Raw genomic sequence first — 20,679 nt, 5'->3', positions numbered from 1 at the left:
AGAAAAGCATAGAAAAGTGCCCAAATGGTTTACTGGTATTTGGCCGACGTGATGAATTCCCCAAAGGATTCACACCAAATCAAAACCGTAGAATATTGCGTCACATCAATCTCGGCTGGCACATTCAGCAGCAAACCCGCGAATGTCTTCACATCTCCGACCAAAACCGACTCAGACTTCACAGCCTCAAATCCCGCTTCGTCTTCGACAAAATCCTTCACCAGATACAGCTTATAGTCTGGCCCCGGTGCAAGTTTCCCTTCGTGCACAATCATCGAAGAGGACACACTCACCGTGCCCTCCCCCCAATGCAAGAAATCACTCCCCGCAAGGTCGCGCGTGAACTCAGCCGTGAACAATGCGTCTTTGGTTTGCTCTTCCAAAGCGGCCGCATCAGGGGATGCAGGCGCCGTCAGGATGGGCAGGAAATAAATTCCCAACGCGAATCCAACAGCCAAAGCGCCTAGATGGGTCGCCGATAAAAATGCAAATCTCAACATTACTCGGCTCCCAGCCAATTGTTAGGTCTTCTGCGCTTTCTCGGCATCCGCATCATATGCCTTGATGATTGCGGCAACCAATGGATGACGTACCACATCATTTGCTGTGAAATAGTTAAAGCTCACGCCCTTAACTTCACTCAGCAAACGTTCCGCATCCCGCAAACCAGATTGCACACCACGCGGCAAATCCACCTGCGTTCGGTCACCGGTAATCGCCATGCGGCTGCCCTCACCCAGACGGGTCAGAAACATCTTCATCTGCATCGTGGTCGCGTTTTGCGCCTCATCCAGCACAACAAACGCATTCGCCAAGGTCCGCCCCCGCATAAAGGCCAGCGGCGCAATCTCGATCTTTTTCTCTTCGATCAACTTACCAAGCTGCTTGGCCGGCAAAAAATCATTCAGCGCATCATAGAGCGGCTGCATATAAGGATCGACTTTATCCTTCATGTCACCAGGCAAATAACCCAGCTTTTCACCCGCTTCGACCGCAGGACGCGAGAGGATAATCTTATCAACTTCACCGCTGATAAACATCGACACACCAACCGCCACGGCAAGATATGTCTTACCTGTACCAGCGGGACCAATGCCAAAGGCCAGCTCGTTGTTAAACAAGCTCTTCACATAGGCCTTTTGTGCCTCGGTTCGCGGCTCAACCAGCTTTTTGCGTGTTTTGATTTCAACTTTGCCGCCCTTGAACAGCTCCATCTGATCGCCATCCAACGTACCGGTGTTCTTTTCAGAACCACCCATGCGCAATTCGCGATCAATATCACCTTGTTCAACGGATTTTCCGGTTTCAAGACGTTGATAAAGCGACTGTAAAACCGTTTCGGCCTCAAGCTGCGCCGCTTCTTCACCGTGAATTGCCAGTTGGTTTCCGCGGCGAATAATTTGGACTTTCAGCTTTTGCTCTATATTCGCCAAGTTCCGATCATACTCTCCACAGAGATCAATCAGCAGGCGGTTGTCAGGGAACTCCAACACATGTTCTTTGTTGGCTTCCTGGGCGAGCGGTGGGGTCATTTCGCTGATGGCCAAATATGTCTCCTATCAAGCGTTGTACTGAGTCTCAGGGTGCCATCTTTTGGGCGTCCAACGCAAGCGCCCTTGCACCATGACAGGCGAATATTCACGCAACCGTCATAAAAAAAGGCCGCATGTGAAAACATGCGACCTTTCTGTAATTTTATGTGATGCGCAGTTGGCATCATGCAGGATCGTGGAACTTTGACCCTTGCTTGTAGGGGCCCGTCGCCGTCGAAGGCGGCGCGATGCCAGAACAAACAGGTTTGCCATACCGATCAAGACGTTGGCTCAGATAACCCTCTTTACCATCGTCAATGATCCAGTGATCACAACCATTTGGATCAACCCAGATACCGGCCTTAAGTTGGCTCAGGTGCTTTTTGTCAAAGCCGTGGTCAACAGTTTTATCTGTAATTTCGCCACCGGATTCTTCACCGATACACGCAGAAAGAACAGTCGCGGCCATCAAAGCCATGCATGTTTTAACAAGTTTCATGACCGTCCCCTTAGTTGATGCACATGATTTCAACACGGCGGTTTTCTGCCCGGCCGCGTGAAGTTTTGTTGGTCGCCCGTGGCATACGCTCGCCGTAACCCCGAACATCTACGATATTCGCGCCAGTGCTTGCGCCCACTTTTGCAACAGCTGTCGCACGGCGGAAGCTCAATGCCATGTTGTATTCATCGCTTGCGCGGCTGTCAGTGTGGCCTGTGATGATATAAGCCCGTGCGTTCGCTTGCTGAAAGAACTCAGCCAAACGTGCGCGACCTGAACCACCGATTTGGCTTTTATTGGTTGCAAAGAACTGGTCTGCATCCATTACGCCGCATAGGTTGCCCTGACGGCAAACTGGAATGCCCTGACGGCTGACGTTCGGGGTCATGTAACCCTCTGCACCATCATCCATCACCCAGTGCTCACATCCATCCGGGTCAACCCAGATAGTTGGAACATAAGCTGCACCACGAATTTGTTTGGTTTCCGCAACAGCGGCACCGGCTACTGCAGTCAGGGTCATGGCTGCAACAACAACGCCCCCCAACAACTTACGCGCACTCGCAATCATTTTGTCCGCCACGATTATATCCTCTGCTTGCCCCGTTTCCCCTGCATTGATCCGCAAAGGGTTCTTCGAAGTCATATAATATACACACTCTAGCAAATTTCTGCGCTATGTGAAGGAATAATACAAGATATGGTATGCAGACCTAGGGCCGCAAAACCCAACCGTGACATTGCGAGCACGTTTATGACGCGCATTACTGCGCCTTAATGGGCCAATCATTGCAATTCAAAGACCTCAAGGAAGAGCCGAAGACCCCGGGTTCGGCCCCGCCACCCCTAGTCAGCGCTTAAAGCAACTCACCTTTCAACGAGTTGGTCTTGCTTTCAATGACCTTCACACGCACGACATCACCAATCTGGTGGCCCGCTGCGTCCAAATGCACGGAATGCAGATACTCAGACTTGCCAACCATCTGCCCCGCATCGCGCCCAGCGCGTTCCAGCAAAACAGAGACCTCGCGTCCAACCATGCTGTTCTGAATATCACGTTGCTGTTCTGTCAAAAGTCCCTGCAAACGCTGCAACCGATCATTCGCCGCCGCATCATCCACCAACGGACGTTCCGCCGCAGGCGTGCCCGGACGGGTCGAATACTTAAACGAATAGGCCTGCCCGTAACGGACTTCTTTGATCAAATCTATCGTCGCTTGAAAGTCTTCTTCGGTCTCTTCCGGGAAGCCAACGATAAAGTCGCCAGACAGCAAAATATCAGGCCGTGCCTCGCGGATACGTTCGATCAAACGCAAATAGCTCTCGGCCGTATGGCTCCGGTTCATCCGCTTCAAAATCTTGTCGCTGCCCGATTGAACAGGCAAATGCAGATACGGCATCAACTTAGAACAGGTGCCATGCGCTTCGATCAGATCATCCTGCATGTCGTTTGGATGGCTCGTCGTAAACCGAATGCGCTCTAGCCCATCGATCTTATCCAATTCCCAAATCAGGTCCGCCAAAGTCTTTGATCCAGACTCCCCCGCCCCGTGATAGGCATTCACGTTCTGACCCAACAAAGTAATCTCACGCACACCGCGTTCCACCAAATCCCGCGCTTCGGTCAGCACGCGATCCACAGGGCGCGAGACTTCGGCCCCCCGCGTATACGGCACAACACAGAACGCACAGAACTTGTCGCAGCCTTCTTGTACGGTCAAAAACGCAGCTGGCGCCCGCTTAGCCTTTGGCCGCGACTTCAGCTTCTCAAACTTATCTTCCTCAGGAAAATCCGTATCCAGCGCCTTTTTCCCGGCGCGAATGGCTTTTTCCATCTCAGGCAAGCGATGATAGGCCTGTGGCCCAACCACCAAATCCACACCCGGCTGACGGCGCATAATTTCAGCACCCTCTGCCTGCGCAACACAACCCGCCACACCGATCTTTAGATTCGGGCGATCCGTCTTTAGCGCCTTCATCCGGCCCAGCTCGGAATAAACCTTCTCCGCGGCCTTTTCCCGAATGTGGCATGTGTTCAACAGGATCATATCCGCATCTTCTGGGGTTTCCGTGGCTTCATAGCCCGCGCCCCCCATAGCCTCGGCCATGCGTTCACTGTCATAGACATTCATCTGACAGCCATAAGTTTTGATGAACAATTTCTTGGTGTCGGCCATGATCATGCCCCTTGCGGATCGGCGGTTTCAAGGCGCCGTCTTACATCATGTTCTACCCGGCTTGCAATGCACGACAAATTAACCGATTTTAGGCACAACCAGAGCAGTCATAATAAAAGCAGTCCAATGCGTTTCAATTCCTTTGACGACCTCCTAAACCACGGAACCAAGCTTTTGGCCAAAGGCCCAATCGCGCTAATTTTTGTGGAAGACGAAGTCGAAATCGACTCAACTCTGCGCCACCACGTGGATTTAGGCTTCAAACATGTCTTCGCGATTATGCCCAAGGCCTTTAAAATGGCCTATGACGTCTCCGAAGAGGTCTGCCGCGTAGATTGCGAAAACACCACCGGCCAAGCCATGGTCGATATGGTCAACCGCCTCGCCGTCGCGGCCCCCGGCACTTGGTTCTACTACTGCTTTAACGCCGAGTACCTGATTTTCCCATTCTGCGAATCGCGCAAGATCGGCGAAATGCTGGCCTTCCACGCAGAAGAACGCCGCGACGCGATGCTGACCTACGTGCTCGATCTCTACGCCGATAACCTTGCGGAGCATCCAAACGCCGTTTCTCTGGAACATGCACAGATCGACAAAACCGGCTACTACGCCCTCGGCCGCCCCGACCCGAACAATCACAGCCACCCAAAAGAGCGGCAATTGAATTTCTACGGCGGCCTGCGCTGGCGTTTCGAAGAACACGTTCCAGAAGCGCGCCGCAAAATCGACCGCATCTCCATCTTCCGCGCCAAAGAAGGCGTGCACATGAACGAAGATTTCACCTTCTCAGAAGAAGAATACAACACCTTCGCCTGCGAATGGCACAACAACATCACGGCTGCCGTCTGCTCCTTCCGCACCGCCAAAGCGCTAAAATCCAACCCCGGCAGCACCTACGACATCCGCAATTTCAAATGGCACAACTCCGTCCCCTTTGAATGGCACAGCCAACAATTGCTAGACCTAGGCCTGGTGGAACCGGGACAGTGGTTTTAGGCTGGGGATATTTCATTTCAAAACGAACCAACACCTTCTTAACCCAATCTCACAACGTATGGGTTATTGATCCGTCCACACTTTCTTGGTATCACACCGACATCAGATCGCCGGGTCAACGGCGCTGATAACAGGAAAGTTCTTACATCAATGACGCTTATGACGTTTGCTGCATACGAGCAGCCGATGAAATGGGTCGCCTTTGCACTAGGCTTGTGTAGCGCGCTATGCGTTGTCCAAGGCTGGCAGCTTGCGGCTATGTTATGCAGCCTACCCTTTTGTCTTATCTGGATTTATTGCGGCTGGTTACGACGTGAACCACAGCTCAAATATATCAACATCATCTTTGCTGGGATCTATATCTACGGCATCAGCAGATACTTCATAATAAACGGCTAACACAATCACCACAGGACTTATCCAAGCCCTGTGGCCCCACGCCTAAGCGTGCTATTTTAAAACACCATCGGTTGTGAACTCACAGACCTTGGCAATCGCGCCATAAGCCGCGCGAAAACCGTCCAGCTGTGTCTGGTAAATCACCTGCCCGTCGCCATAGACCCACAGCGCCGTCGCACGATCCATTTCCCGCAAGGCCAAATCGCGGTAACCCGACTTAACAGCAATATCAATATACCGGGTGCCTTCATGCGCCGTATCCGTCATCACTTCGCCGGGGACGATCAGCCCCGTATCAAACGAAAACTGCACCAATCCCCCTTTGGCAACCATCGGAATGGCCGTCTCTGCAATCACTTCAGAAACCATCAGCGGCGGGTAGGACTCCGGCGGAAAATACTCAAGCGTATTCACACCAAAGCTCATCGTACGCTGTGTATTTTCGGGGATAGAGGCGAAACATTCCGTGACCCAAGACCCACCATTATCAAACGTTTCCGCCTGCGCGCGCCACACGCCAAATTGTTCAAACAGCAAATCACTGTCATCCCCCGCGTCACCACCCAGCTCTACTCCTTCGGGCAACGGGTCAATCACGCCCATCGTTGAAAACTCACAGGCTTCGGCGATCTTCCCATAAGCTGCCGTAAACCCACTGAGCGACGCTTCCAGCAACAATTGCCCTTCAAACGACACATCCAACTGCCCAGCCCGACGCATCCCTTGCAGCACATACAACATGTCCTCAACCGGAGGGCTGGCCGTTCCCGATTGGAACACATCTTCAACCACATCGTTAAAGGCCGTGCCGCTATAGCTGTCGCCATCATCAAACACGAAATCCACACGCCCGCCTTCTTGCAGCAAGGTCGAGTAATGGCGCGGTGCCTGTTCGCGGATTTGCACCAACGGGAAACTATACGGCGGTCCCGCATCATACTGGCGTGCCACCACCTCTAACACCGGCAGCCCATCGCCACCCGTCATCGCAATGCAATCACGCCAAGTCTCTTCACCGCCTTCGCTTTCCAGAACAATGGCGCGCCAATCTTTATATGCGTGATCCTCAACAATCCGCCCCTCGCTAGCCAACATAGGCTGCGCCGCCACACTCAAACCCAGAACCAAGCCCCAAAGCGATTTCGTCATAACTGCCCCTATTGCAATACCCTGCCCCGCCGCATTCTAGCGACGGGCCTTACCTTGAAGTATCAGTTTAAGATTGCAACGAACTTCTGCCCCAACATGCCCCATTCCGAACAGGATGCCGGCAATCCGTTAACCCACCCTTTAACAGCACACAAAAAAGCCCCGACAGAAGTCGAGGCATTCTCTTAATTCAAACAAAATCCAATGGATTATGTGCGGCGCAACCGGATAACCACATCCACTTTCGCGATTTCCGCACCCTCTGGTGCATCAGGCAAGCCAACGATTTTCAACTGATCTGCAGGTGCATCAACCAGCGTCCGGTCATCTTCCCAAAAGAAATGCGGATGATCATGAGTGTTGGTATCAAAATAGCTTTTGGCACCATCCACCATCACTTCTTGCATCAAACCAGCTTCACAAAACGCCCGTAACGTATTGTAAACAGTTGCCAAAGACACGCTGTCCCCGTGATCTTTCACCTCGGCAAACAGGCTTTCGGCCGTCACGTGACGATCCAGCCCATCCCCAACCAAAAGCGACGCCAACGTCACACGCTGACGTGTCGGCCGCACACCGCCTTGGGTCAGCCATTCGGTTCCGTTTGTCACAGCTTCAGGTGTCATAGGTGCCTGTCTCATATCTATCGAAAGATTTTACGCAGGTTTCAAAGGGAATTCAAATGAAAATCATTCGCAGCCCCTTATAAGCAAAGCGTTCTCCGGCTCTTGCACGCCCCTTTCTCACAATGATAGAGGGAACATAGACAAGAATATTACAAGGGGACGTGCCCGCATGGCCGATTATCCAACCAGCTTCGACAAAGAGGGTCTTTTGAAATGCGCACGCGGAGAGCTTTTTGGCCCCGGCAACGCGCAACTGCCTGCTCCTCCCATGTTGATGATGGACCGTATCACCGAAATCTCTGGTGACGGCGGCGCCCATGGCAAAGGTCATGTGCTTGCGGAATTCGACATCACGCCTGACCTTTGGTTCTTTGAATGCCACTTCCCGGGCAACCCAATCATGCCAGGCTGCTTGGGCCTGGATGGTCTGTGGCAGCTCACCGGTTTCAACCTCGGCTGGCGCGGCTGGCAAGGACGCGGCTATGCGTTGGGTGTTGGCGAAGTCAAACTCAAAGGCATGGTGCGCCCAGAAAGCAAACTGCTGACCTATGAAATCGACTTCACCAAAGCGATCCAAACCCGCCGCCTAACCATGGGTGTTGCGGATGGCATCGTGAAAATCGACGGTGAAATCGCTTACGAAGTCAAAGACATGAAAGTCGCCCTCTCTGAGGCGTAAGCCCGGCCCAAAATTCAGGAGTACGCATATGCGTCGTGTAGTTGTCACCGGTTTGGGCATCGTGTCCTCAATCGGCAATAATGCAGAAGAAGTCACAGCATCTTTGCGCGAAGGTAAATCCGGCATCGAAGCCAGCCCAGAAATGATCGAACATGGCTTCCGTAGCCAAGTTGCAGGCACGTTGAAAATCAACACCGCCGATCACATCGACAAACGCACATTGCGTTTCATGGGTGATGGCGCGGCCTACGCCCATATCGCGATGCAACAGGCGATTGCGGATTCCGGCCTTACCGAGGATCAGATCGTCAACGAACGCACAGGTCTGGTTGCAGGCTCTGGTGGCCCATCCACATCCGCGATGCTGACTGCGCACCAAACCGTTGCCAAAACCGGCGCGACCAAACGCATCGGCCCATTCGCCGTTCCAAAATGCATGAGCTCTACAATCTCTGCAAACCTGGCAACTGCGTTTAAAATCAAAGGCATCAACTATTCCATCACCTCTGCCTGCTCCACATCCCTGCACTGCATCGGCAACGCTGCAGAGCAAATCATGATGGGCAAACAAGACGTGATGTTCGCCGGTGGCGGCGAAGAACTTGATTGGACCCTGTCCTGCTTGTTCGATGCCATGGGTGCCATGTCTTCCAAAAAGAACGACGACCCTACCAAAGCCTCCCGCGCCTTTGACCAAGACCGCGATGGTTTTGTCATCACCGGCGGCGGCGGCATTGTTGTTCTAGAGGATCTAGAGCACGCAAAAGCCCGCGGCGCGAAAATCTACGCCGAAGTCACCGGCTTTGCAGCCACATCCGACGGTCACGACATGGTGGCCCCTTCTGGCGAAGGCGGCGAGCGCGCGATGCGTCTCGCTCTGCAAACTCTGCCCGAAGGCCGCAAGGTCAGCTACATCAACGCACACGGCACATCGACTCCGGTTGGTGACGTTGGCGAAGTCGAAGCGGTCCGCCGCGTCTTTGGCGAAGGCAACACGCCTCCGATCAGCTCCACCAAATCCATGACCGGTCACGGCCAAGGTGCGGCAGGTGCAATGGAAGCCATCTTCTGCCTGTTGATGCTTGATAACGACTTTATCACGCGTTCCATCAACGTGGACACATTGGCCGACGGCATCAACGAAGGCGAGATCGCAACCGATCACGTTGAAAATGCAGGTCTCGACAGTGTTATGACCAACAGCTTCGGCTTTGGCGGCACAAACGGGTCGATGATCCTGTCAAAGTATAACGGCTAATTCGGGGTTCTCATTATGTCAGACCTACTCAAAGGCAAACGCGGCCTGATCATGGGCGTTGCAAACCAGCGTTCTATCGCTTGGGGCATTGCAAAATCCATGTCAGAAGCAGGCGCCGAACTGGCCTTCACCTACCAAGGTGAGGCCTTTGGCCAACGTCTTGCGCCATTGGCCGAAAGCCTTGGCAGCGACTTTATGGTCGATGTGGATGTGACTGATGATGCATCACTGGATAACGCGTTTGATCAAATCACCGAACGTTGGGGGCAACTCGACTTTGTCGTTCACGCCATTGCCTATTCCGACAAGAACGAGCTGACAGGCCGTTTCGTCGATACGTCCCGTGACAACTTCAAAAACTCGCTGGATATCTCGGCCTATTCCTTCATCGAAGTTGCGCGTCGCGCACATCCTTTGATGAAAGAAAACGGCGGCACCATGCTGACCCTGACCTACCAAGGCTCTAACCGCGTCACGCCATTCTACAATGTCATGGGCGTTGCCAAAGCCGCGCTAGAGGCGACAACTCGTTACCTAGCCAATGATCTTGGCCCAGACGGGATTCGCGTCAACGCGATCTCTCCGGGTCCAATGAAAACCCTCGCAGGCGCAGCCATCGGTGGCGCACGCAAGACCTTCCGTCAGACCGAAGCCAACGCACCAATGCGTTCCAACGCAACACTCGAAGCCGTGGGCGGCACAGCCGTTTATCTGGCATCCGATGCTGGGGCTTATACCACGGGCGAAATCATCCGTGTCGATGGCGGCTATCACGTGCTGGGCATGCCTCAACCTGAAAACCTCTAATTCAGGCGACAGACCAAAAAGAAAGGCCCTGCAATCGCAGGGCCTTTTTGCATTTCAGGGAGGATGAAATGCCAGTTTATTCAATCAAGCTGCGCTCAGGTGTTCCTCTGCCAAGTCACCCACAAACCACTGGCGCCACTGCATAATTCTAAAAGACTTCCGTAGCCCCGTCGCCCAAAACGGATCTTCGCGCACATAGCGCACGACGTCTTCTTCCGTTTCGGCCGTCATCACCCAAAGCGCCTCATTCGCGTTATCAATCCCATCCGACAGATTGCCCGCAGCAGAGATCGTTTCCGCGTTTCGTTTCAAGAATTCCAAATGTAGAGGCAGGTAACTCAGGCGAATGGTTACACAGGTCTCTGGGTCATTTTCGAACAGAACAACATATTGCATTTTAGATCCTCCCAAATCCGTCACGAAATAAAATAACACAGCGGAATTGATCCTTGTGCCAGCATTATTGCTGAGTCATTCTGCAATTATGCAGGATCATGATTGGAACGACCTAAAATACCTTCTCGCCATCCACCGCACCGGCTCCTTCTCCGAAGCTGGACGAAAAGCAGGCGTCAGTGAAACCACCGTCTCCCGGCGTATCGCAGCATTGGAAAACAAGCTGAACGTAAAGCTGATCCAAAAGGGCGGCCTGAATGGCTACGAACTCTCCGACATCGGCCTAGAGATCATCGAACATGCCGAAGTCATCGAACAACAAAACGCGGACATCCGCGACCTCGCCAGCAACCTAGGCACATCAACCAGCGGTATTGTCCGTGTCAGCGCCGTGCCACTGGTGATCAATCGCATCCTTGTGCCAGAGCTAAAGCGCATTCAGCAAAGCCACCCGAACATCACAATCGAACTTGTCCCCGAAACCCGTAACATCGACCTAACAAAACGCGAAGCAGACCTCGCCATCCGCCTCGCCCGCCCTGTGGCCGGCGGATTAAAAACCACCGCGCGTCGGATCGGACAATTGCACTACGCCGTCTTTGGACACGCCGAAGCGACCAGCGACACAACCGACACAACCGCTTGGATCGGCTATGACGAGTCACAGGCATCTTTCCCACAAGCGATCTGGCTGAACGCCGCCATTGCCGCCAGCCCTGACGGAGCCAATGCGTTAACAGTCCTAGACGCAACCACTGCCTTCGAAGCCGTCGCCGCAGGTATCGGCAAAACCATCCTGCCCCGCCGCGTCGCCGCGATGGACCGTCGCTTGCGCGAACTTGTCCGGCCCAGAGGATTGCCTCCGCTTCCGAAACGAGATGTCTGGTTATTGTCTCATACAAGCCAAAACAGCAGTGCCGCCGTGAATGCTGTTAAGGATTGGCTGGCAGAGGTCCAGTGGGCCTGATCCTCTGCAAAGGAATCGTACGTTTCAGACCGCGAACCGTACGAATTTCCACATTTACCAATGGTAAATTAAGCGATCGAAACCAGTTCCAAAGCGAACGTCAGGTCTTTGCCTGCAAGCTCGTGGTTGGCATCCAAAGTGACGGCTTCGTCAGTGATGTTAACCACTTTGACCGGCAGAACCTGACCGTCTGGGCCTTGCATCTGAAGCATCAGACCAACTTCCAAAGGAATCTCTGCCGGGATTTGTTCGCGTGGCACGTCCTGTTTCATTGCATCATTTGCTGGGCCATAAGCATCTTCGCAAGGAATGTTCACTGTCTTCTTCTCACCGACGGTCATGCCGGTCACACCATCGTCGAAGCCCTTGATAACTTGGCCAGATCCCAGTTGGAACTCCAGCGGATCACGGCCTTCAGAGCTGTCAAATTGTGTTCCATCGCTCAAAGTACCGGTGTAGTGAATACGGACTGTATCGCCCGATTTTGCCGCTGTCATAGCTTGTCCTAACTGTGTAAATTCCCTGCAGACACAGGGCCAATAGCGCGGCACCCTAATAGCAGAGCCCCAGAATGGCAAACTGGTGAATTGACAATCCTTAACGCTCCGTCATGCTGCACTCAGGAGGATCGCAATGCCCATAACAACCTGTGTATTTGACGCTTACGGAACACTCTTTGACGTCACCGCCGCCGCCCGCCAAGCCGCCTCCGAACCCGGTCGCGACACCTTAGCCAAACAATGGCCAAAGCTCGCAAATGATTGGAGAAACAAGCAGTTACAGTACACATGGCTACGCGCGATCACCCGCGAACATACTGATTTTTGGCAAGTCACAAAGGATGGTCTCGACTGGGCACTAGAAGCCTCTGGCCTAGAAAATGATGAAAATTTGAAAGAACGCCTCTTGCAGCTCTACTGGGAACTAGCGGCCTATCCCGAAGTTCCAGAAATGCTAAAAACGTTAAAATCTCGCGGAATGAACACAGCAATCTTGTCCAACGGATCACCGCAAATGCTGCAAGGCGCAGTAGACAGCGCGGGTATTAGCGACGTTCTGGACGATACACTAAGCGTGGAAAGCGTGGGGATATTCAAACCCGACAACCGCGTGTATGACCTTGTTATAAAAAGATTTTCCTGCAAACCTGATCAAGTGCTTTTCGTCTCATCCAATGGCTGGGACGCTGCTGGTGCCTCAGGATTTGGGTTCCAAACCGCTTGGGTCAATCGTGCCAACGAGCCCGTTGATCGCCTAGACCATAAGCCCCAGCATGTATTAACAAACCTCACCGCAATACCGGATCTCATTCACTGATGCCAAATTTCAAAACCTCAGACGGATTGACCCTTTACTACACAGACCAAGGCGAAGGCACTCCAATCCTCTGCTTATCTGGATTGACCAGAAACTCAAATGATTTCAGCTATATAGACGGTAACTTGCCCGGAACGCGTCTCATCAAAATGGACTACCGCGGTCGTGGTCGTTCGGATTGGGCAACAGATTACACCACATACTCCATCCCTCGCGAAAGCATGGATGCGCTAGAGTTAATGGATCACCTACAAATCGACCGCTTCGCCATCCTCGGCAGCTCTCGCGGCGGCCTCTGCGCGATGACGATCGGTGTGATTGCAATGCATCGCCTCATCGGCGTCGCCTTTAACGACATCGGCCCAGAAATTGACCCACAAGGAATTGATGTCATTATGAATTTCATAGGGCGTGCGCCAATCTGGAAAACACTAAACGAGGCCGCTCTTGCCCGGCCTAATGCTATGGTAGGCTTTGAAAACGTTCCCGATTCTCGTTGGCGCGAAGAGTGTGAAAAACTGTTTCATCAAACGCCCGATGGCTTAATGAACACCTATGACCCAAAACTCCGCGACGCTATCTTAGAGGCCAGCTTGCAAGACGTTCCCGATTTATGGCCGTTCTTTAACGCTTTTACAGACATTCCCGTCGCCGTCATCCGTGGTGAAAACTCTGACCTACTGTCACAGCAAACCTTTGAAAAAATGCAGAAATCCCTGCCAAACGCGATCATGACAAACGTCAAAGATCGCGGGCACATCCCCTTTTTGGATGAGCATGAATCCCTTGCTGCGTTAACACAATGGGTCAAGGCCATGGCCTAACCCAACGAAACTGGTTTTTCCAATCGGTTAACTGCGTTAGGTTGCGCTAACTCTCAGCCTAACGCGGTGCCCAATGACCCAATTTACGATTGCTTCGTTCAACGTCAAAAACCTGATTGGTGCTGACAAAGAATACTATAAATTTCAAAGCTATACGCCAGAAGAACACGCATGGAAGGTCGACTGGATGGCCGACCAAATGCTATCTATGGACGCGGATATTATCGGCTTCCAAGAGATATTCGAAGAGGACGCGCTGCGTACCGTCATCGAAGAAACCGACCGTAGAGGCGCCGCATTAAACGCATCCGTCGTGCCCGGCAAAGACAAGCGTTACCATCGTAAAGCAATCTTTAAGAAACTTGGTTTTGCGTCCTACAAAGACGCAGCACTCGCTTTTGCCCCAAACGCAAATGATACTGGCCTAGCAGGCAAACGCCGCCCCGGCGTCGCGATCCTAAGTCGGTTTGGGTTTTCAGAAGATCCTGAAATCATTCAGGTTTTGGACGAACCACTTAACATCCCGCTATCCGAACTCGGCGGCGGCGACGCTGGTCATTACTCCATCAGCCGCCTCTCGCGCCCAATCCTAAAAACACGCATTCCCGTTGGCGATCAGGTGATCACCGTCTTTACCTGTCACCTAAAATCCAAGTTAGGCGAATTCCCAACCCCCGAAGGTGCCCCCTACCCGCCAGAAGCAGACCTAACCAACTACGATCCCGTCGGCCGCGCCCTTGGCGCCCTCCGCGCCGCCCTGCGCCGCATGGCCGAAGCATGGGTTCTGCGCAGCGCCGTTGTCGCGGAATTGCAAGCAGGCCACCCAGTTATGGTCACCGGCGATTTTAACGATGGGGAACATGCGGTTAGCTCTGAAATCATCTCTGGCGAGGTGCCGTTTAAAAACTACGCTTGGATGCTGCGCCACGATGCAGAGCGGTCCAACGACCGTTATTCAGATGAAGAAGACGCAAAAATCCGTAAGGAAATGCAGGCCCTGCATCTGACGTCCGCCGAAAAACTGTTCGTTCGCAAAAGCTTACGCGACATGGTCTACACAACCGCCTTTGGCGGCGTGCATGAAAGCATCGACCAAATCTACCTCAGCCGCCATTTCCACCCAGACAATCCAAAGCGCATTGGCGATATGGAGTATTTCAGCGTCTTTAACGACCACCTGACCGACGGCAGCCACCCCGAAGCACCGTATAACAAGCTCGCATCGGACCACGGCCAGATCATCGCACATATGCGGATTGGCACTGAATAATGACGATCGACCTTGCTGATGTGTCGTTGAACTGGACTGATTCCGGTATTGGCGAAGGCGCGCCCGTTGTCTTCATCCAAAGCTTTGGCATGGATTTATCCATTTGGGACAAAGCCTTAACACGCCTACCCAAAGGCATCCGCCCCATTCGCTTTGATCTGCGCGGCCATGGCGCGTCCTCTTGCCCCAAAGGCCCCTACAGCATGGGTGCCTTAGTTCGCGATGCCGAACAATTGCTAGATCACTTGAACCTACGCGACGTGATGCTAGTGGGATTAGGATTGGGCGGCATGATTGCGCAGGGCCTCGCCGTGAAACGCCTAGACCAAGTCCGCGCGCTTGTGCTCTGCAACACCGCCGCCAAAATTGGCCACGCCCCACATTGGCAAGCCATGATTGACGAGGTCGAGGCTGACGGGGCAGCCCCCCTAGCCGAACGCATGATGCCCCTCTGGTTCCACCGCGCGGCCATGCGCGAAAACCTGCACAGCTCGGTTCTAACGACATTCAAAGAAACATCGCCCCAAGGCCTTGCAGGATGTCTAAGTGCCTTAAAAGGCAGTGATTTTTACACGCCAACCAGCGGTTTGCGTCTGCAAACCCTTGCCTTAGCCGGTGCAGAGGACCGCATGGTTCCACCCGATATGACCCAAGAAACCGGTGGCCTAATCCCAGGGTCAGACTACCGTCTTATCCGCAAATCCGGCCACATCAGCCCGCTTGATCAACCAGAAATCTTTGCGCAACACCTGACAGATTTCGTTCAACGCACCGGACACGTCTGACCCCCTTTGCGCCCATGGCTGAACTGGGTTAGGACCACGCAACTGCAGTTCTACGAGGTTCCCATGGCCGCATCTTTGTTTGACAGCCCAATGTTCACCAAAGCCTACCCCGTTGGCGAGGCTGGTCGTCTTTTTGCCGAAAGCGCAATCATGCGATCCATGTTGTTGGTCGGCGGAACCTTGGCCAAAATCCAAGGCGAAGCAGGCATCATTCCAGTCGATTCAGCCTTTTTCATTCACCGTAGCGCGATGGAAGTACAGATTGATCCGGCAGGCCTCGCCGTAGAAATCGCAGAACATGGTCACCCTGCCCGCGCACTGGCCACTGCATTTCACAAAGCGATGGAAGCACCCGAGCACGCACAATACATCCACCACGATGTCCACCCAAAGGACATCGAGCGCACCGCACTGATCCTGCGCCTGCGCCAATTCCTAACACTGTGCGAGGCGCAACTGACCAAATGCGCCCCCGATTGCGAGGCCTTGGCCCAACTGCCAACCCTACGAGAAACGGCTCTGACCGTGTCTTTTGAAACAGAAAACACGCCCCTACGTGCCGCATTGGCAGAGGCTTTGCGGCTTGGAAATGATCCCACACAATGGGTCGATGCAAAACCTCTCCTTGCCGTAGCCGATTGGGCCGCTTTAGCCACAAAAACGGCCATCGACACGTCCAATTCAGATGACAAACGCCTGTCCGTATTAATGGCCTTGGCTGCGAACATGAACACCGCCATGCGCGCCAATCCGGCCCAAATGGCGGATTCCTGCTTAGCCCAAATATGCCTAAGCGCCTGCTCTGCAATGGAAATTATCAACGCTCCCGCAAGGTAGTGTTTCCCAGACCTATACGTAACGCGACAATGGATTGATGATGAACATCCTCTAATCCGGTCGAAAGAACGTATATGTCGTCTAGGCTACCTACCATTTTTGTGGTTCTGACCGTTGTCATTGATGCAATGGGCATTGGATTGATCATGCCCGTAACACCGGACCTAATCCGCGAGATCAACGGCGGCGATATTGCAAACGCGGCGATCTGGGGCGGCTTACTGGCCACCGGATTTGCCACTATGCAATTTCTGTTCAGCCCCCTGCTGGGCAGCCTGTCTGATCGCTATGGCCGACGCCCGATATTGCTGATCTCGCTTGTCGTCATGTCCGGCGTCTATTTGGTTATGGCAACCGCTGGGTCGATCTGGATCTTATTATTAGGGCGTCTTGGTGGCGGGGTCGCCGCAGCCACGCATTCCACAGCCTCTGCCTACATGGCAGACATCAGCACTCCTCAAGAGAAAGCCAAAAACTTTGGCCTGATCGGTGCTGGCTTTGGAATCGGCTTTGTCCTTGGCCCCGTACTGGGTGGTTTGTTAGCAGGTTACGGCACACGCGCTCCGTTTTACGCAGCCTCAGTTATCGCGGCAGGGAATGCGGTGCTAGGTTGGCTCGTCCTAAAGGAAACAGTCACAAACCAAATCCGCCGCCCGTTTGAATGGTCACGCGCAAACCCGTTGGGCGCACTCCGCTCAGTCGCCAATTTTCCCGGCCTAACGCCCCTTTTGTTGGTCTATTTCTTTTACCAAGTCGCAACCCTCGTTTACCCGGCAACATGGTCGTACTTCGCAGGCGAACGCTTTGGCTGGGGGCCCGGAATGATCGGCCTATCCTTAGCTATATTTGGGACATTCTATGCGATTGTTCAGGGGGCCTTGGTGGGCCCATCACTGAAATACATGGGCAATCGCGGCACGGTTCTTACCGGATTAAGTTTAGAGATCATCGTATTGTTTTTCATGGGTTTTGTGGCCTCAGGTGCGGTTGCACTAGGCCTCACCCCATTTGCCGCCTTGGCAGCCATCGGCCTGCCCGCGCTACAGGGGATCCTATCACGACGTGTCCCCGACAATGCCCAAGGGGAACTCCAAGGTGTCTTAGCCTCTGTCAGCTCTTTTGGCATGATCCTATCGCCATTGATTATGACACAGACATTTGCCTATTTTTCCAGCACATCCTCTCCCACCTACCTACCGGGGGCCGCATTCCTTTTATCATCCGCGCTCATGGCGATTGCAGCGGCTATTTTTATCAACAGCAAGAAGCCTTTGCCGACAATATCCATGGCCAATAATCCCTAAAACCCACCTGAATCCAACCGGCATCTCGCGCTAAAGCGTGAGCCATGTTATTGAAAGGAAAAGTCAAAAGGATTTGTAACGTGAACATGCAGAAAGCACCTGTTCCTTCAAGCGAAATGGCCGCGAATGCTGAAGCAGCTGCTGCCTACCTGAAAACGCTGGCTCATGGCGGTCGGCTTATGATTCTGTGCCATTTGGGTGGCGGAGAAAAATCAGTCAGCGAACTCGAGTCCCTGCTGGACGTACGCCAAGCTGCTGTCAGTCAGATGTTGGCACGACTGCGCGAGGAAAATCTCGTCAAAACTCGGCGTGAGGGCAAAGTTATCTTCTATTCTTTGGCAGACCCAAATACGGCGCAGGTGATCGACCTGATGTACCGTTTGTTCTGCGCCCCTAACCCAGAGTAACCCACCCACATGAGCGACCTTCCCCCGCAGTTCCAGCACTGGTTTGCGCAAAAGGGCTGGTCTATCCATCCACATCAGCAGGATATGTTGAACCGCAGCAGTGCGCCCGCGCTGTTGCTGATCGCCCCGACAGGTGGCGGCAAAACCCTTGCCGGTTTTTTGCCAACGCTCACCGATCTGGCCACCAGCGATCACACCGGGATGCACACGCTTTACGTCTCCCCACTCAAAGCCTTAGCCGCGGATATTAAACGTAACCTACGCACGCCTGTGGACGAAATGGGCCTAAACATCCGTATCGAGGATCGCACCGGCGATACGCCGAACTTCCACAAAAAACGCCAGCGCGCTGACCCGCCCCATATCTTGCTGACCACACCAGAAAGCCTCGCGCTTCTAACCAGTTACGAGGACGCAGCCCGCACCTTCGCAGGCCTCAAACGCATCGTCATCGACGAAATCCACGCCCTCGCCGAAAGCAAACGCGGCGACCAACTCATGCTCGCCCTCGCCCGGCTCGAGGCGATATGCCCGGGGCTTAAGCGCGTCGGCCTTTCCGCCACGGTTGATAAACCAGAAGACATCGCCACCTTTCTGGCCTGCAATCCCAACCCCTGCGAGATCATCCAAGCAGACCCCGGCCCTGATCCCGACATCGCCATGCTCACCACTTCAGAGGCGCCGCCATGGTCAGGCGGAGGCGCGGCCTATGCCATCCCTGCGGTGCTGGAGCAGGTCAAGAAACACAAAACCACGCTGATCTTTCACAACACCCGCGCACAGGCTGAAATCTTCTTTCACAACCTCTGGCTCGCCAACGACGAAGGCCTGCCCATCGGCATTCACCACGGCAGCCTAGACCGCGCGCAACGCACCAAGGTAGAGGCCGCAATGGTGCGTGGCGACCTGCGCGCAATTGTCTGCACCGGCAGCCTCGACCTAGGTATCGACTGGGGGGATGTTGATCTGGTGATCCAAATCGGCGCGCCCAAAAACGTGAAACGCTTGGTGCAACGCATTGGCCGCGCCAACCACCGCTACAACGCCCCGTCAAAAGCGCTGCTGGTGCCCGCTAACCGATTTGAGGTCATCGAATGCGTCGCGGCGCTTCAGGCGGTCCAAGAACACGACCTAGACGGAGAGACCCAAGGTGCAGGCCCCTTGGATGTCCTCTGCCAGCATATCCTGCTACGCGCCGCCAGCGGGCCGTTTATGGCAGATGATCTTTATGCTGAAATGACCACCGCCGGCGCATACGCTGACCTAACTCGCGCAGATTTTGACACCTGCCTCGAATTCTGCGCCACCGGCGGCTATGCCCTACGCGCCTATGATCAATGGCAACGGCTGATGCAGCGCCCCGATGGCCAATGGCAGCTCCGTGACCCACGCACCGCCGCCAAACTGCGCATGAATGCGGGCACCATCCAAGACAGCGATCTGCTAAAGGTCCGCATGCGTCGCAGCCGTGGGGGCAAACCGCTTGGCGAAATCGAAGAGTCCTTTGCCGCCTCCCTCACCCCCGGCGATACCTTCCTGATCGGCGGCAAAATTGTGAAATACGAAGGCCTGCGTGAGATGACCGTTGAGGTCAGCCGCGACAAAGGCCGCAAACCCAAAGTCGCCACGTTTTCCGGCACCAAATTCTCAACCTCCACCCAGCTCTCGCAACGCATTCTAAAGCTGTTTCAAAAAGAGGATTGGCCAGAACTCCCCAGGCACACCGCAGAATGGCTGCACCTTCACAAAAGCCTGTCCCGCCTACCAGAACCCGGTCGCCTGCTGATCGAAAGCTTCCCGCACGACAATCGCCACCACATCTGCGTTTACGGATTTGCCGGCCGCAATGCCCAACAAACCCTTGGCCTACTGCTAACAAAACGCATGGAAGACATGGGCCTTGCCCCCATGGGCTTTGTCGCAACTGACTATGCCACGTTGATCTGGGGATTGGATGCCGTCACCGATCCAACGCCCCTGTTTGACAAAGACAGCCTGCACCATGGCCTCGACAGTTGGCTGGCCGGCAACGCGCTGATGAAACGCACCTTTCGCGGGGCCGCCACCATCGCTGGTCTGATAGAACGCAACCACATGGGCCAGCGCAAATCGGGTCGCCAAGCCACGTTTTCTAGCGACATCCTCTACGACACTTTGCTGAAATACGATCCCGACCACCTGATGATGAAGATCACCCGCCAAGAGGCCATGCGCGGCCTCGTCGACTTTGCCCGCATCGACGAGATGTTGGATCGCGTCCAAGATCGCATTGATCTCGTGCAGTTGGACCGCGTCCCACCTCTCGCCGCTCCCTTGTTTTTAGAGGTCGGCAAAGTCGCAGTTTCCGGCAGCGCAGAAGAACGGCTTTTGGCCGAAGAAGAAGCTGCACTAATGACCGCTGCAGGTTTATCAACCTAGCGCCGTTATTCGCTTGCTCCACCAAGTAAATT

Annotated in this window: 22 protein-coding genes; 13 read left to right on the top strand and 9 right to left on the bottom strand. The window is 53.9% G+C overall.

The window, feature by feature from the left end; genetic code table 11:
• Positions 1-29: 29 nt before the first annotated feature.
• The 5 genes from Q4544_RS06605 to miaB all read right to left on the bottom strand — a co-directional run bounded on the left by Q4544_RS06605 (position 30) and on the right by miaB (position 4,208).
• The gene (locus tag Q4544_RS06605; RefSeq protein ID WP_303504704.1) at positions 30-500 is read right to left on the bottom strand and encodes a DM13 domain-containing protein; all 471 of its coding nucleotides are present in this window, start codon (positions 498-500) and stop codon (positions 30-32) included.
• 21 nt (positions 501-521) lie between these two features.
• Entirely contained in the window at positions 522-1,532 is a 1,011-nt protein-coding gene (locus Q4544_RS06600) for a PhoH family protein (RefSeq protein ID WP_303504992.1), read from the bottom strand.
• 184 nt (positions 1,533-1,716) lie between these two features.
• Positions 1,717-2,031: a hypothetical protein gene (locus Q4544_RS06595; RefSeq protein ID WP_407063032.1), complete on the bottom strand. Its 315-nt coding sequence runs from the start codon at positions 2,029-2,031 to the stop codon at positions 1,717-1,719.
• A gap of 10 nt (positions 2,032-2,041) precedes the next feature.
• Positions 2,042-2,554, bottom strand: a complete 513-nt coding sequence (locus Q4544_RS06590) for an OmpA family protein (protein ID WP_303504988.1) — start codon at positions 2,552-2,554, stop codon at positions 2,042-2,044.
• A 334-nt stretch (positions 2,555-2,888) separates the two neighbouring features.
• Entirely contained in the window at positions 2,889-4,208 is a 1,320-nt protein-coding gene (gene miaB, locus Q4544_RS06585) for a tRNA (N6-isopentenyl adenosine(37)-C2)-methylthiotransferase MiaB (RefSeq protein ID WP_303504703.1), read from the bottom strand.
• Between the two features lie 126 nt (positions 4,209-4,334).
• On the opposite strand from miaB, the gene Q4544_RS06580 reads away from it, so the two are divergent.
• Positions 4,335-5,204 (top strand): hypothetical protein, encoded by an 870-nt coding sequence (locus Q4544_RS06580; protein WP_303504702.1) that lies wholly within the window; start codon positions 4,335-4,337, stop codon positions 5,202-5,204.
• Between the two features lie 450 nt (positions 5,205-5,654).
• Here Q4544_RS06580 and Q4544_RS06575 read toward each other — a convergent pair whose 3' ends face one another.
• Together Q4544_RS06575 and irrA are read right to left on the bottom strand one after the other, a co-directional pair.
• Positions 5,655-6,752, bottom strand: a complete 1,098-nt coding sequence (locus Q4544_RS06575; RefSeq protein WP_303504701.1) for a hypothetical protein — start codon at positions 6,750-6,752, stop codon at positions 5,655-5,657.
• 209 nt (positions 6,753-6,961) lie between these two features.
• Positions 6,962-7,378 carry an iron response transcriptional regulator IrrA gene (gene irrA / locus Q4544_RS06570; protein ID WP_303504700.1) on the bottom strand — a complete coding sequence of 139 codons (417 nt, stop codon included), beginning with the start codon at positions 7,376-7,378 and terminating at the stop codon, positions 6,962-6,964.
• A gap of 169 nt (positions 7,379-7,547) precedes the next feature.
• Here irrA and fabA point away from each other — a divergent pair, with 169 nt between their 5' ends.
• Genes fabA through Q4544_RS06555 form a run of 3 tightly spaced genes read left to right on the top strand, consistent with a single transcriptional unit; the run spans position 7,548 to position 10,122 of the window.
• The gene (gene fabA / locus Q4544_RS06565) at positions 7,548-8,057 is read left to right on the top strand and encodes a bifunctional 3-hydroxydecanoyl-ACP dehydratase/trans-2-decenoyl-ACP isomerase (RefSeq protein ID WP_303504699.1); all 510 of its coding nucleotides are present in this window, start codon (positions 7,548-7,550) and stop codon (positions 8,055-8,057) included.
• 28 nt (positions 8,058-8,085) lie between these two features.
• The gene (gene fabB, locus Q4544_RS06560; RefSeq protein WP_303504698.1) at positions 8,086-9,315 is read left to right on the top strand and encodes a beta-ketoacyl-ACP synthase I; all 1,230 of its coding nucleotides are present in this window, start codon (positions 8,086-8,088) and stop codon (positions 9,313-9,315) included.
• Between the two features lie 15 nt (positions 9,316-9,330).
• Positions 9,331-10,122 carry an enoyl-ACP reductase gene (locus Q4544_RS06555; RefSeq protein WP_303504697.1) on the top strand — a complete coding sequence of 264 codons (792 nt, stop codon included), beginning with the start codon at positions 9,331-9,333 and terminating at the stop codon, positions 10,120-10,122.
• An 84-nt stretch (positions 10,123-10,206) separates the two neighbouring features.
• Here the strand turns inward: Q4544_RS06555 and Q4544_RS06550 are convergent, their stop codons facing one another.
• Positions 10,207-10,518: a YciI family protein gene (locus tag Q4544_RS06550; protein WP_303504696.1), complete on the bottom strand. Its 312-nt coding sequence runs from the start codon at positions 10,516-10,518 to the stop codon at positions 10,207-10,209.
• Between the two features lie 55 nt (positions 10,519-10,573).
• Between Q4544_RS06550 and Q4544_RS06545 the strand changes: the two genes are divergently transcribed.
• Positions 10,574-11,485, top strand: a complete 912-nt coding sequence (locus Q4544_RS06545; protein WP_303504695.1) for a LysR family transcriptional regulator — start codon at positions 10,574-10,576, stop codon at positions 11,483-11,485.
• Between the two features lie 68 nt (positions 11,486-11,553).
• Here Q4544_RS06545 and Q4544_RS06540 read toward each other — a convergent pair whose 3' ends face one another.
• A complete protein-coding gene (locus Q4544_RS06540) occupies positions 11,554-11,982 on the bottom strand; it encodes a peptidylprolyl isomerase (protein ID WP_303504694.1) in 429 nt (142 codons plus the stop codon).
• A gap of 136 nt (positions 11,983-12,118) precedes the next feature.
• Between Q4544_RS06540 and Q4544_RS06535 the strand changes: the two genes are divergently transcribed.
• The 8 genes from Q4544_RS06535 (at position 12,119) to Q4544_RS06500 (ending at position 20,647) form a co-directional block, all read left to right on the top strand.
• Positions 12,119-12,802 (top strand): haloacid dehalogenase type II, encoded by a 684-nt coding sequence (locus Q4544_RS06535; RefSeq protein WP_303504693.1) that lies wholly within the window; start codon positions 12,119-12,121, stop codon positions 12,800-12,802.
• On the top strand, positions 12,802-13,626 hold the full coding sequence (locus tag Q4544_RS06530) for an alpha/beta fold hydrolase (protein ID WP_303504692.1): 825 nt from the start codon (positions 12,802-12,804) through the stop codon (positions 13,624-13,626). Before Q4544_RS06535 ends, Q4544_RS06530 begins: the two co-directional genes overlap by 1 nt.
• Before the next feature lie 73 nt (positions 13,627-13,699).
• A complete protein-coding gene (locus Q4544_RS06525; protein WP_303504691.1) occupies positions 13,700-14,896 on the top strand; it encodes an endonuclease/exonuclease/phosphatase family protein in 1,197 nt (398 codons plus the stop codon).
• A complete protein-coding gene (locus Q4544_RS06520; RefSeq protein ID WP_368411249.1) occupies positions 14,896-15,681 on the top strand; it encodes an alpha/beta fold hydrolase in 786 nt (261 codons plus the stop codon). The genes Q4544_RS06525 and Q4544_RS06520 overlap by 1 nt, the downstream gene beginning before the upstream one ends.
• 63 nt (positions 15,682-15,744) lie before the next feature.
• Positions 15,745-16,518: a hypothetical protein gene (locus Q4544_RS06515; protein ID WP_303504690.1), complete on the top strand. Its 774-nt coding sequence runs from the start codon at positions 15,745-15,747 to the stop codon at positions 16,516-16,518.
• A gap of 74 nt (positions 16,519-16,592) precedes the next feature.
• Positions 16,593-17,822, top strand: a complete 1,230-nt coding sequence (locus Q4544_RS06510) for a TCR/Tet family MFS transporter (RefSeq protein ID WP_303504689.1) — start codon at positions 16,593-16,595, stop codon at positions 17,820-17,822.
• Between the two features lie 86 nt (positions 17,823-17,908).
• Complete coding sequence (locus tag Q4544_RS06505; protein ID WP_303504984.1) at positions 17,909-18,229, top strand: metalloregulator ArsR/SmtB family transcription factor; 321 nt, start codon at positions 17,909-17,911, stop codon at positions 18,227-18,229.
• 9 nt (positions 18,230-18,238) lie between these two features.
• The gene (locus Q4544_RS06500; RefSeq protein ID WP_303504688.1) at positions 18,239-20,647 is read left to right on the top strand and encodes a ligase-associated DNA damage response DEXH box helicase; all 2,409 of its coding nucleotides are present in this window, start codon (positions 18,239-18,241) and stop codon (positions 20,645-20,647) included.
• Positions 20,648-20,679: the final 32 nt, after the last annotated feature.

Source organism: Cognatishimia sp. 1_MG-2023 (assembly GCF_030548175.1).
In the GTDB taxonomy this organism is placed as follows: domain Bacteria; phylum Pseudomonadota; class Alphaproteobacteria; order Rhodobacterales; family Rhodobacteraceae; genus Cognatishimia.
Note: the sequence above shows the minus strand (reverse complement) of the source record. Positions and strands in the feature narration are given on the sequence as shown.